General features: G+C 63.7%; 8 protein-coding genes. 2 read left to right on the top strand and 6 right to left on the bottom strand.

The features are described 5' to 3' along the window. Positions 1 to 509 precede the first annotated feature (509 nt). The 6 genes from F0U63_RS37675 to F0U63_RS37650 all read right to left on the bottom strand — a co-directional run bounded on the left by F0U63_RS37675 (position 510) and on the right by F0U63_RS37650 (position 11,460). Positions 510 to 5,936 (bottom strand): AAA family ATPase, encoded by a 5,427-nt coding sequence (locus F0U63_RS37675; protein ID WP_395837834.1) that lies wholly within the window; start codon positions 5,934 to 5,936, stop codon positions 510 to 512. A gap of 52 nt (positions 5,937 to 5,988) precedes the next feature. Next, complete coding sequence (locus tag F0U63_RS37670; protein ID WP_395837832.1) at positions 5,989 to 7,329, bottom strand: hypothetical protein; 1,341 nt, start codon at positions 7,327 to 7,329, stop codon at positions 5,989 to 5,991. Positions 7,330 to 7,345: 16 nt separating this feature from the next. After that, positions 7,346 to 8,188 carry a hypothetical protein gene (locus F0U63_RS37665; protein WP_395837830.1) on the bottom strand — a complete coding sequence of 281 codons (843 nt, stop codon included), beginning with the start codon at positions 8,186 to 8,188 and terminating at the stop codon, positions 7,346 to 7,348. Between the two features lie 3 nt (positions 8,189 to 8,191). Then, positions 8,192 to 9,451, bottom strand: a complete 1,260-nt coding sequence (locus tag F0U63_RS37660; RefSeq protein ID WP_395837828.1) for a ferritin-like domain-containing protein — start codon at positions 9,449 to 9,451, stop codon at positions 8,192 to 8,194. A 47-nt stretch (positions 9,452 to 9,498) separates the two neighbouring features. Then, on the bottom strand, positions 9,499 to 10,122 hold the full coding sequence (locus tag F0U63_RS37655) for a hypothetical protein (protein WP_395837826.1): 624 nt from the start codon (positions 10,120 to 10,122) through the stop codon (positions 9,499 to 9,501). A 150-nt stretch (positions 10,123 to 10,272) separates the two neighbouring features. Beyond that, positions 10,273 to 11,460 (bottom strand): cytochrome P450, encoded by a 1,188-nt coding sequence (locus F0U63_RS37650; RefSeq protein ID WP_395837824.1) that lies wholly within the window; start codon positions 11,458 to 11,460, stop codon positions 10,273 to 10,275. A 645-nt stretch (positions 11,461 to 12,105) separates the two neighbouring features. Here F0U63_RS37650 and F0U63_RS37645 point away from each other — a divergent pair. Further along, on the top strand, positions 12,106 to 12,693 hold the full coding sequence (locus tag F0U63_RS37645; RefSeq protein ID WP_395837822.1) for a hypothetical protein: 588 nt from the start codon (positions 12,106 to 12,108) through the stop codon (positions 12,691 to 12,693). Positions 12,694 to 12,708: 15 nt separating this feature from the next. Beyond that, positions 12,709 to 13,131, top strand: coding sequence for a GAF domain-containing protein (locus F0U63_RS37640; RefSeq protein ID WP_395837820.1), 423 nt, complete (start codon positions 12,709 to 12,711; stop codon positions 13,129 to 13,131).

Genomic DNA, 13,131 nt, shown 5'->3' with positions numbered 1-13,131 from the left:
GGCGTCTTAGCGCTGCACCTTGAGCTTCACCACCTCGGCGTAGAGGGCCTCCCTCGGGAGCGTGGTGTAGAGGTTGGTGGTGTTGCCGCTCTTGCGCGGGGTATTGGTGCAGGGGTCGAGGATGTCCTTCCGGGCGCTATCCGTGCGGGCCAGGGAGGATCAATGGTCCGGTGCAGGCCATGACCCCTCTGGTCCCGCAGGCCGAGCGCCTCCATGTCCTTCAGTCACCAGCCGCTTGTACTTGTAGGAGTGTTGGTCCGTACGCATCCCGCTGAACTCCACGCGGAGGCTGCGGTTAGTGGGCCGGGGCATGGGGACCACGAGGTCTTCGGGTGAGCCTGCCCCAGCTTTGTGGCTCTCCCGCAGTTTGTGTGCATCCCACGCGCATTCGGCTGGCCGCACGAGAGAAGCTTGCTTGCCTGCAGCCGGAGAAGCACATGAAGTGCGGGAGAGCCATGTAACCGGGGTAAGCCTAGCTGCCCCCTTCCTCGCCCGGCACGCTCCGGGCCTCAGCTCTCCGCGACCTGGCGGGCGTCCCCGAGATTCCGGGTGGACAGCCGGACGACGAACGCCGCCCCCTTTCCCTCCCGGCCCTGCTCCTCAAGCGTACCGCCGTACCCATTGGTGATGATGTCGTAGCTGAGCGACAGCCCGAGCCCCGTGCCCTGCCCGGTCGGCTTCGTCGTGAAGAACGGCTCGAACATGCGCTGCCGCACGTGCTCGGGGATGCCCGGGCCATTGTCCTCCACCCGCAGCTCCACCATGTTGCCCAGATTGCGCGTGCGCACCGTCACCTGAGGCGCGAGGTCCTGGGCGTGCTTGCGCCGCTCGTTCACCGCGTAGAAGGCGTTGTTGAGCAGGTTGATGAGCACTCGGCCAATCTCCTGGGGCACCAAGTCGACCTCAGCGAGCGCCGGGTCATAGTCCCGCACGAGTGCGCAGGTGAAGCTGGGCATCGACACGACCGTGCCCTCGTAGACGAGGTTGACGTACTGCTCCACGAGGGCGTTCATCGGCGTGGGGCGCCGCTCGCCGCGGCTGGTGCGGGAGTGCTCCATCATGGAGCGGACGATGCCGTCCGCCCGCTGCCCGTGCTCGTAGATTTTCTCCGCGCTCGTGCCCAGGTCGGAGAGCAGGTCCTCCACCTCGGCGACCTTCAGGTGGGGGTTGGCGCGGGCCTCCTGCCGCAGCTCCTCGAGCAGCCCTGAGGTGTGCTGGGCGAAGTTGTTGACGAAGTTGAGCGGGTTCTTGATTTCGTGCGCGACGCCGGCCGTCAGGTGGCCGAGCGACGCCAGCTTCTCCTGCTGAATCAGCTGAGCCTGGGTGCTCTTGAGTTCCTTGAGCGCGCCCTGCAACTCGGCGTTTTTCTGCTCCAGCTCCCGGGTGCGCGCCGAGACCTTCTCCTCCAGCGTCTGGCTGTAAATGCTGAGTTCCTTGTTGGCCACCTCAAGGGCCCGGTAGAGCCGCGCATGGTCGATGGCGATGGCCATCTCGCCCGAGAGCAAGTTCAAAAGTTCGATGCGCTCATGGGTGAACGCGCCCGAGACTAGGTTGTTCTCCAGGTAGAGGAGCGCCGTCAGCTTGCCCTGGTTGATCAGGGGCATGCACAGCAGGGACTTCACACGCATGCGTTGCACGTACACCTCGTGGGTGAACATGCCTTCAGCGGAAGCGTCGTTTACCACCTCGGGCTTTCCGCTGCGAGCGACCAGATGCACGATCGCCGGCAGCAGGTCGTCGCACGATGAGATGGGGATGGAGTGCAGCACTCGCATCCGCGGCCCGTCCACCGAGCCCTCGGCTTCGATGACCAGCTCGCCATTCTTCTCGAGGATGAGAAGCGCCTTCTGCGCGCCGGCGTTCTCGAGAACCGTCGTCAACAGGCGGGTGAGAAGCTTGTCCAGCGCCAACTCACCGGACAGCGCCTGGGAGGCTTTAAGGACGGTGCGCAGATCCAGCGTGCCAGCGATGGTGTACTCCTGCGTCGTGCCTTGGGCGGCGAACGAATCCGCAGTGGCCGCGCGCGCGTGCGCCAACTCGTGACGAAAGCTCGCCTCCAGCTGGGCAACCTTCGCCGCCGCGCCCCAGCGCTGATAGGCGTAGTGGGCGTCCCGCAGATAGAGGCGAGCCATGTGTACTTGCCCCCGCTCGCGGTAAAAGCGGGCCGCCAGCTCGTGCGCCAACGCTTGGTCCCAGATGAACCGGTGCTTCTGCGCCAGGGTGATGGCCTGATCGTAAAGCTCTCGGGCCTCGGCGTGGTGACCCAGCACCCGGGCGCGCTCGGCCTCCACCAGCGCCACCTTCTGCGCGAGATTGCCGGGTGCGTGCTTGCTCCAGGTCCGTAGCCGCTCCAGATTCGCCTCCACTCGTGCGAGCAAATCCTCCTGCCGCGCGTCGTCGCAGCACGCTAGGCTCGCAAGTGCGTCGTAGAACCGGAACGCCATCATGAGGACGGCGATGGTGATCGCCCCCATGTACTTCTCGGCCTTCCGGCTGTGCGCCAGCGCCTTCTCGTTCTCCCCCATCACACAACAGAGGGCGAGCTTCATCAGGTGGAATATCCCCAACGCAACGACATTGTTGGATTCAATGTTTTGGGGCAATCTCTCCCGCTCGTCGTACACGTCGCCCGCCAGCATGAGCGGCTCCGTGGTCCTGCCGAGCAGATTGTGGATGCCCTGCAGGTGGATGCCAGCGATCTCCCGTGAGAACTCCTGCTTGAGGTGGCGCAACGAGCGGTCATACGAGAGCCCGTCGATGGCCAGTTGGGGCAGCTCCGCCCCGGACCAGAAGGGCTGGCTGAGTGCGGCGGAGAGATTCAGCGCGGCGAACTCCTGGTCTCCGGCCTCAAGCCCGTGGCGGTACCCGTCGAGGAACGGCTCGGGCTCCCTGGCGCTCTCCCGCCAGTAGCGGACGAAGAAGTTGAACATGAAGTAGGTGCTCGCTAGGTCCGTGCCGCGGAAGCGCTCCGCCATACGCAGCGCCAGCCAGCCGAACCGATACCCGGACTCGATGTCACCCTGCACGCAGAGCAAGAACGCGTACGCAGACATACCGCGCGGCGAGCTCCAAGTCAGGCCATGGGTCAACGACAGGATGACCTTGTGATAGGCCACCAGCATGTACACGACCGGCGCGGCGTTGTACGCGGGGATGTACAGGCGGGCCAGGAGCTCCATGGCGGCCAGCTTCTCCGGATCCGTCATCTCCGGCCGCGAGATGAAGTCCTCGATGTTCCGGCCGGCCCAGGCGGCCGCCGCTGCCGCCGCGATGGGCGCGCAGTCCTCCATCGTCGCGGATGGCGGGATGTGGATGCCTAGCTGCGCGAGCGCCCTGCACCCCGCGTCAACCCCCGCGAGCAGTTCCTTGCGACTGGTGAAGGACTGAATCTCCGTCTTGTAGCTTCGTACCTTGTCCAGCAGGGTGCGGGCGTGCTCCAGCACAACCTGGATGCGGCGCTGCATCTCCTCGTACTCGCCGCAGAGGTAAGCCGCCTCGGCGGCCTCGTCGTGAAGCTCAAGGCACAGCCGGTACTGCCGTGTCCAGCTCTCCCGAAGTTCCTCCGCGGAGGCAGTACCGTCGGCAGCCGCGCCCGGCGCCCCCAGCAGCTGGAGCCCGATTCTCAGGTAGCGCAGCGCCTGTTCATAGGCGGCGGACGCCTTGGCCTTGCGGCCCGCTAGAAGGTGCAGCCGAGCCAACTCGTCACGCTCCACGCGGTCCTGCGCATACTCGAGCGAGTGGTCAAGCTGGTAGACGATGTCGAAGACCCGCTGGAGCAGCGTCTCGGCCGGGGTGTTCGCCCAGAGCAGCTTGCCTACCCTCCAGTGAATGTCGCGCCGCTCCTCGTCGGCGATGAGGGAGTAGGCCGCCTGCTGGATACGGTCATGCGTGAAGCGGTATTCCACGTTCACCGTATCGAGCAGGTTCTGCACGTTCACGCCGGTCAGTTTATACGCATCGTCGAGCGGCTGGATGAGTCCCTCATCCAGGGCTTCCCACAGAGACGCGGCCGTTTCCGCCGGGGATCGCTCCGAGATCACCGCCAGGGTTCGAAGAGCGAACACGTTGCCGGTGCAAGCGGCGAGTTGAAGCGCCCGCCGCGACTCCGGCGCGAGCTTCTGGACCTTGCCGGCCATGAAGACCACCACGTTGTCCGTCTCGTTGCGGGCGGCGATCTGCTCGAGGCTCCACTGCCATCCGCCCTGCAAGTCGTAGCGGACCAACTTCTCCGCATATAGGTGCTTGAGGAACTCGCCGAGGAAGAAGGGGTTTCCGCCCGTCTTGGAGTGGGCGAGCCGTGCCAGCGGAAGCTTGTCCCGGATGCCCCGCGCGAACGCGTCCCGGATGAGCTCTTCCACGTGTTCGACGCCAAGCGGCTGCAGAGAGAGAGCTCGGATGACCACCTTCGACTTGCGCAACTGCGCCAAGCTTAGCGTGAGCGGGTGGGTCTCATTTACCTCGTTGTCGCGGTAGGCTCCGATGAGGAACAGATACTGGCTCGCCTCGTCCGTCATCAGCGACTGGATCAACGCCAGCGATGGGCTGTCCACCCACTGAAGGTCGTCGATGAAGATCGCCAGCGGGTGCTCCCGCCGGGCGAAGACCTTGATGAAACTCTGGAAGGCCAGATGGAAGCGGTTCCTCGCCTCGACCGGCTCCATGTCTGGCATCGTCGGCTGCGGCCCGATGATCGCCTCGAGATCCGGCATCACATCGGTGAGCATGCGTCCGTTGGGCCCGAGCGCCTCGGTCAGCAATCCCCGCCAGCGCTTGAGCCCCTCGCTGTTCTCGGACAGGATCTGGCGGATGAGCCCCCGGAAGGCCTGGAGCAGGGGCGCGTAAGGCTCATCGCGTACCAGCTGGTCGAACTTGCCGGAGATGATGTAACCGCGCTGCCGGGTGATGGGCCTGTAGATTTCCCTCACCAGGGCGGATTTGCCGATGCCTGAATAGCCAGAGATGAGCATCATCTCCATGGCGCCAGCGGCCACGCGCTCGAATGCCTCAAGCAGGTGCCGTGTTTGCTGCTCGCGGCCGTAGAGCTTCTGTGGGATTTGGAAGCGGTCCGTGGTGTCCTCTCGGGCCACTACGAAGGGCCCGGTGACATTCTCCACGCGTCGTCGCTTGCACTCCTCCAGGTCGTGAAGCAGTCCGTAGGACGACTGATATCGGTCCTCGGCGTTCTTCGCTAACAGCCGCATGATGACGGCTGACAGCATCGGGTCAATGCTTGGCTCGAGTTCGTGGGGCGGCACCGGTTCGCGGGCTAGGTGGGCGTGCACGAGTTCCAGTGGGTCCATGCTCTGGAACGGCAGTTGCCCTGTGCTCAGCTCATACAGCGTTACACCGAGCGAGTAAAAATCCGTCCGGTAATCAATGGCCCGGTTCATGCGCCCGGTCTGCTCGGGCGAAATGTAGGCGAGCGTCCCCTCCAGTCGGCTGGGATCCTTGAGCGTTGTGTTCTCGCACGAGAGCACGGACGAGATTCCGAAATCGATGAGCTTGAGCAGCCCCGTCTCCGGGTTGAGGACGAGGTTGGAAGGGTTGATGTCCTTGTGGATTACGTGCCGCTCCTGGAGCTTCGCCAGGATGGAGACTGCGGTGGACGCAATCCGGAGAATTTCGTCGCCCGTGAAGCGCCGCTGTCGCATCAGCCGGGCCAGCGAACTTCCGCCGAAGTCCTCAAGCTCCATGAACCAGCGCTGCTGCTCGTTGTGCAACTCGAAGGTTTGGATGATACCCTCCAGATCACCCATGCTCCGGGTCGTCTCGTACTCACGCCTGAACCAAGCGCATCTCTCGGGAGACGGGTACTCCTCGCTGAGCATTTTGAGGACCACCAACTGGCCATCACGCTGGCGGCGCGTGCGAGAGACGAGCGAATTCTTCCCCTCGTGCAGCCTCTCGATGAATTCGAATCCCGGAACGTGGTCCATCTGTTCTCATCCTTCTTTCATACTCTGCTCGGCGTTCGCGACTCGCCGGAGGTTATTGCTGATAGGCACACGGGTTGCCATTCAGCTCCTTGATTTCCTTGGACAAGGACCAGATGGCGTCCGACGCGCTGGTCTTCTCATGGCACCCTAGGCACGAGGACTTCTGGGAGTAGGTTTCGAACCTCGCATTGGCGGCTTCGGGGGGCGAAGCCTGGACCGTGTCCCCGGTCTGCATACCCCACTGCGCGGCGACCATTTGATAACTTTTCAAGGCACCGGGCAGGCTCCCCAGCGCGGATGCGGTGTTCATCTGGGAGTAGAAGCCATCGGGGATATCCTTGATACGGCACGCATCGGTCGGCTTCCCTGGCGGGAGGGGCTCGCACGTCACGGGTGGCGCCTTGTTCTGGTATCCCACGCCCCCCTCCGAACTCAGGCATTTCGGCAGATCATTCGCCTGGTACTCGAGCGACCCCCAGAGCCACTGGTGCTTCGCGGGCAGGTCCGCGTCTTTGTACACGACGTGCAGGGCGGTCAGCCCCATCGTCCTCTCGTGGCATTCGCGCTTTCCCCCTTGCCCAGGGTCAAGAACCAGGAGATTCCGAGAGAGGAACGTCTGCGCGTCGATATCGGCCTGGATGAGCTCTCGCCAAGCCGATTTCACCATGATGGCGCCGGGGGTGCTCCCGTCCGCAGCCGGGACATGGAGCCTACCCTCCTTGCTGCATCCGGGCCCCGTGCCAGTGCGCCAGCATTCATACAGCGGCTGATTGAAGAACGTCGCGAAACGCTGATACGTGCCGTTGTCCTCGATCAAAGGTCCGCTGAGGACGGCCAAGCCGTCGTTGTTGGCCTCGACGAGGTTGATCTTGTCGAGGACCATGCCGTGAGCCTTCCGGAGTTCGGTCCAGTTGGCCTCGGTCACCGGAATGACTTGACCGTTCCGGAGGTGCACCTCATCGCAGGGAGGGCGCCCCGCGCGATACTCGTAGCTGTCCCAGTCCGTCAGCGCGGCGATGTCTCCCTGGGCCTCCCAGTCCTGCTTCCACGTCTCCCAGACCCGCGGTTGGTCGATGTACGTAGCCAGCGCGGAAGGGTCCGTCGGCGCGAGCGCCACGCCGCGGCCCGCCGCGATGTTGGCGGGCCAGCTGATCGCAACATAGGTTTGCGAGATCAACCTGTTCAGGGTGCTGGCATCGGCATTGTTTGAGCCGTTAGGCACGATGCCGCAGAGTTGCAGGTAGCAGGGGGTCACGTCGCCGCAGAGCTGAACCTGGCAGGTCTCCGTGTCACCGTTCTCTTGGTCCGTGAGCGTGCATCCGGTTACTGCACTGGCCGACATCAGGATGCCCGCGCGCAGGAGCATCACGACTGGAACGTTTGATTTCGTCATATTTGCTTTCATCGATTCAGGTCTTCCTCGAAGTGGACCTTGGTATCGAAATCATCCCGCGCACGAAGCCGGAGAGCGCGTCAGTGTCCCAGGCGCCCATCCAGAACGTGATGGGCCAGGGACTGACGGAGTCGACCTCCAGGCCGAGGCGTTGCCCGGCGTCCTGGAGGACCGCATTCCCTGCGACAGCGAACCGGTAGTCATTGTACAGAGAGAGAGAGACCACCTGGAGGCGCTCGCGTTCCTCAATGGAGAGCTCCCGGATGCGTTTACCAAGCGCGGCTCGGGCGACGGGATCCGCCGTCTCGCGCAGGTCCGCCTCGAGCACTGCTTTGCGTTGCCGCCGGTAGGCTACGGGATCCCGGATCCCCGTCGCGTCCGCGATGCGGAGGAAATCCTGGGTCATTGGGATCAACGAGCCGCGGCGCGCGAGGTGTTCGACCGGGACCCGGTGGAGCGCGCGGGAAGGATCTGGCGAAAACAGGGGATCTTCGCGTTCGAGCACGAGCTCACCTGCGGAGATACGGAGATGGAATGGCACGATGCTCCCCTGGGCCGAGTCGCGTAGAACGTAGTTCCGCGATTCGAACTTTGGTTCGCCGAGGAGTTCGACCCGTCCCCCCCGCAGCGGATGTTCGGGCACGAGCTGTCCATCCAGGGCGACCGACTTCACGAAGACACCCACTCGGGGGCCGTGGGACCTGGGCGCAACTGGATCATGGAAGCGGATGACGCGGTCGAAGTCCGGCTCGCCAGCCACGGCGAATGTGAAGCCGCTCACGCCCCGTGGCTCATCCGTTGGATCTGGGTCGGTGGCCAGTCGGCACTGGAACCAGCCCTCGAAGTCAATGGTCAACATGGCTTAGCGAAAGCTTTTGAATAGTGCGTCGAGCGCGTTGCGTTCGAGCCCCATCTGTCTGGCGAAGTTGTTGGCAATCCGCTCAAGGTTCTCACGAAGCAGCTGGAAACGAGGTAGCAGGCGGGCGGCCCAGGGCTCGCACGCCTTGCGGAGGCGCTCCTCAAGCAGTGCGGCGGCGAGCGCCACCTTCTCTTGCCGCTCATGGAGCAGAAGCCAAGCGGTCCTGCGGTTGGGCGGAAGCGGCAGGGTGAAATGGATCCCGAAGCAAGGCCCAGCGTTCCCGGTCGAGTTTCCTTCGGAGGCTGGCATCTGCGTCAACATCTCTCCGAGCGGCCGTATGACGGCGGTCATCAAGGGAAAGAATGCGGTGCGGATGAGCCCGTCCATCTCTGCGGGCGTCTCGTCCGCGCGGCCATAGAGTCGGGTCAACATGAGGATCATCACCTCGTAGGCCCCGTCGAAGAGTTCGGCCGCCGCACAGGACAAGGGGTGTTGGAGCGCGGTCCCCTCCCCATCCGTGCGCTTGGGCTCTTCTTGCCACCGAGGATTGACCACCACGGGGCGGGCGGGCGCGAACGTGGGATCCGCACGGGTGAGCTCCGACAGCTCGCGCTGGATGGCCTTGACCCGCGCCAGATGCCCGTGCTCCCGGATGCGATCGATGAGCGCCAGGGCGGAGTCGTACGCGGACGCCCGGGTCAGCTCCATGTCGAACTGCCCCGGACGGATGCGCAGCTCCTGGTTGGTGAGCTGGTGCTCGACTGGGCCGACGAAGAGTCGGGTGCCCGATCTCTCGACGTGTATCAATCCCTCGCGGATTAACTGATACATACCGTCGATGGTCCGGCCCCCGTCCGGCACACCCTCCCGGTCGTCATCCGGGCGCTCGTAGGCGATGAACCGTTCGAGGACCTCGGCGGAGAATGGTACGAGGTCAAACGTGGATAGGACCGGGCCGAGACGCACCGGGTGCGGAAAGCCGGCGCGCCGGAAGTGTGGCGCGCCGCCAATCGCCAACAGCAGGTTGCACACGAGCCCATGATGCATCATCTCCTGACGGGCTAGGGTCAGGAGTTCCGCTTTCCATCCGCGCACCTGCTCAAGGCTGACCCAGTCGACCCCGCCCTCTTCAGGGTGGACCTTCAGGGAGAACGCGGCGAAGAGATATTGGCAGGTGATGCTGTGTTCGATCTCGGCCGCTTCGCTAAGCGCCGCTATCAGTGATTCTCTGGATGTCAGCGGTTCCTTGGAATGAAGTATCATGGGACGTGCTCAGCCGATTCGCTTGTCTGTGTCTCGGGCTCCGGAACTTAGCAGAAGAACTGGTATTTCTCGTACAACGTCGCCCCCATGTTCTTCATGCTGGTTCGGAGCTCCGTGTTCTGACCCGTTGGCTGGTAGTCCTCCAGGGCGGTCCGCTCGTTGAAGACGTTCGTGTTCATCCCGTACGTGTTGAGGAGGTTCACCCGCTGCGCCTCGGTACCCGAGTTGAATTGCGTCACGTCGCTTGGGGCGCCCAGCAGTTTGTAGAAGAAGGCGCTCAGCGCGGAGTACGGCATCCCCTGTTCGGATTGGCTCTGGCCGGGCGGAGGGCCGGGAGGAGTCAGGCTCGTGCTGCCGAGCGCTTCCTCAAGCGCACTGAGGATCCGCTCGGAGGCACCGTCCACACCGGTGCCGTTGGTGTCGTAATACACGAAATCATCCCCGATCTGCTTGGGCGCGGCTCGGGGGCCTCCTCCTTCGGACTCTGGCGTCACCGGGACTTTGTATTTCTCGCAGAACGCCTTGCGCCACTTTGCCGACGAGCAGTTCGCGGCCATATCAGGGTCGACAGGATCTCTGGAAAGGCCGCGATGGAGCGCGTCCAGCATCTGCATCAAGTTGCGGGTGACCTCGGGGGGCGTCTTGTAGGGCGGAATGTAACCGGCCATCATTCTTCTCCTTTTGTTGTTTTGCTGCGGGCTGCGTCAGACGAATCATAGTCGTGCCTACAGCTTATGCGCGCGCTGCTTGGGGAACAGTGATCTGGTTCACACGTTTGGAGTGAGGTCCGTTACAGCCTTCCCTCCTAAATGAATGGGATGTTACAGCACAACCGGCAGGGCCTGGAGTCCGCGGAGCAAGGTCCCCTCGCGCCAAGCCAGGTACTCGGGCTCCACAGCTAGGCGCGGTTGGCGCGCGCGCTCAAGCAGCAACTCGAAAGTCACCATCGCCTCTAGCCGTGCAAGCGATGCCCCCAGGCAGTGGTGGCTCCCGAGGCCGAACGCCACGTGCTTGTTGGGCGTGCGGCCTACATCGAAGCGCTCTGGCTCAGGGAAGACTGCCGGATCGTGGTTTGCGGACATCAGTGACGCCAACACCATCTCACCGGCTGGCACCAACTGACCACACACCACTATGTCGTCCACAGGGAAGCGAGCCGAGGTCATCTCCGACGGGCTGCAGTAGCGCAGCATCTCCTCCACCGCCCCGGGGAGCAGGGCGCCGTCATCGTGCAGGCGCTCGTACTGCTCAGGGTTCTGCAGCAGCGCTAGCAGCCCACCACTCAGCAGGCTCACTGTTGTCTCATGGCCGGCCCCCAGCAGCAGGAACGTTGTGGCCATGAGTTCCTCGCCGCTGAGCGTATCGCTCTGCTCCTCGGCTTCCAGCAAGGCGCTCACCAGATCCTCTCCCGGGTGCGCCCGGTGCTTAGTGAGGAGTTGTTGGAGGTAGTCAATGAAGGCCAGGCCCGCGGTCAGGGTATCCCCGCGCGGGGTCACCATGGCTTGCGTCCACGCGTGGAACCGGTTGCGATCCTCCGCAGGAACGCCGAGCAGTTCGGTGATGACGATGAGGGGGAGGGGAAGCGCGTAGGCGGAGACGAAGTCCACGCGACTTTCGGCCAGGGCATTGTCGAGCAGTTCCGAGGCGATGGTGTGCACTCGGGCGCGCAGGGATTCAATCCGGCGCGGGGTAAAAGCCTGGGACACCAGCGAGCGCAGCCGAGTGTGACTTGGCGGGTCCGTGGAGAGCATGTGACGGGTCAGTGCATCCAGAGGGGAGCGGGATTGGTGGGAGCCCTGCCCACGGGTGAGGTTGCGCACGTCCTTGGTTAGACGCGGGTCGCGAAGCACTTCCATTATGTCCGGATACCGGGTGACCAGCCACAGGGGCAGATGGTGGATGGGCTCCTCAATGCGGACGATGGCAGCCTCCTGCCGCATCCGAGCGTAGAGCGGCCGGGGATTGGCGCGGGTTGAGGGAGACCACAGGTCGTAATGTCGCTCGGTCACGTGCTCCTCTTGGTACAGGATGGTTTCGAGATTGCCCGCTCGCCGCTCTGAGCACGCGGAGCCCTCCGCACCATTGAGCCCGCTTCATCGGACTTGAGGCCCTCAGGGGCTTGGGGCGTCAATCCAGTGGGTGCCTCGCGTGGCGCCCCCCAGATTACCCATCCATTAGTGGGCGAGAAGTCGTTCGTGGGCGTATCCTCTGCTGACGTCCTCTCTCTGTGGCGCTTCCCCAGACACAAATCCCACCGGCATTCGTCCAAGCGGAGACTCCTTGATGACCCCTCTAACTTCGCCCTTCGAGGAGTGTTGCATGTTTACCATTTGATGTCACCTGCCTTGACATTTCGAGGTGGATGCCCTCTTCTACTCGCTCTTTGAGACGGCCTAGCTTCGCGGCGATGATCCAGGCGGTTGCCTGCTGCGTGCAGCGCTCGCCGCCATCGAGGCTCGCGGCACCGTCACGCTCCCGTTGAGTTCGGACTGGCGTTTCCGCTGTACAGGACAGGTATACAACGGCAGCCTCAAAGGTGGCGTGCGCCATTTGCGCGTCCAATCATGGCAGCGGCAGTGGTATGGACGATTTGCATCATTTCCAGCGGGTCAGTTGCTGGTAAAGTTCGCCCGTTACATTAACGCGGAGCATGCATGTCGATGATCCCCATCCTTCCTAGGTTGCTGATGAGCGTCATCGTGCTCGGGACGGGGTTCTCGGGGGCGCAACCCGCGGGCTCCGCTGAGGCAGCGCGAGAGACAGCACCCCGGAACTACGGCAACTTCCGCGTGGGCGCATCCACCTTGGCGCGTCATCCCACCCTGTGCCTCGAATTGTCTTTCCTTGAGATGCTCAGCGTGGAGGGTTGTGGTACGGGCTCTGGCTTTCTCCACCATGACCCAGGGCCGGAGATAGCCCACTTCCGCGCGCACTTGCGGCTCACCTCGTGGAAGACGACCATCGGCTGGCTTCAGCCCCGTCTCAGCGCTGGTTTTGCTGAGATGCAGGTGGGCGAGGATGGGGTCGGCTTCCATTTCAACGGCACCGGCCTTACCGGGGTGGAGACCGCAGGGCCCGAGGTGGGCACCTCATTACGAGCCCTGCTTCCGGTGTATGACGGCTTCGAGTTCGTTGGCGAACTGGGCCTGAACATTGCCTACTTTCGTCACGCGCCTCAGTTGCTGCGCCCCCAGCCCGAGTGGCAGCCAGGGGCCTCACTCTCATTGGGCATTGGATTTTGAGCGGGTGGTCTTAACATGGATGAAGTGAAGTCTTCGCATCAACCATGGTTGGAGTCTTTCGCCGTCGCTCATGGCTTTATGGTCGGCAGCGTGCACGTGCGAGGCGGCGAAAACCTGGAACTGATGGCCACCCTCAACATCCCCCCGCTCGCTGTGGCCGCCGTGAGCCACGTGCCGCGTGGCAAGGGCATGGCGGGCCTTACCCAGGTGCGCAAGCAGCCCGTGCAGACCCGTAACCATCAGACGGACGCCAGTAGCTACGTCAAACCCGGTGACCGGGCTGTGGACGCCCGCGCTGCCGTGGCCCTACCCGTGTTCGATCCGGCAGGCGAGGTACGTGCTGTGGTGGGGCTCGCCTTCCAGGAGAAGGTGAAGTTCGTCGCCGAGCGCGAGCGGGACCTGTTGGACTCCGCGTCGCTGCCCACCCCCGGGAGTTGA

Source organism: Cystobacter fuscus, from assembly GCF_044360685.1.
GTDB classification, from domain to species: domain Bacteria; phylum Myxococcota; class Myxococcia; order Myxococcales; family Myxococcaceae; genus Cystobacter; species Cystobacter fuscus_C.
Note: the sequence above shows the minus strand (reverse complement) of the source record. Positions and strands in the feature narration are given on the sequence as shown.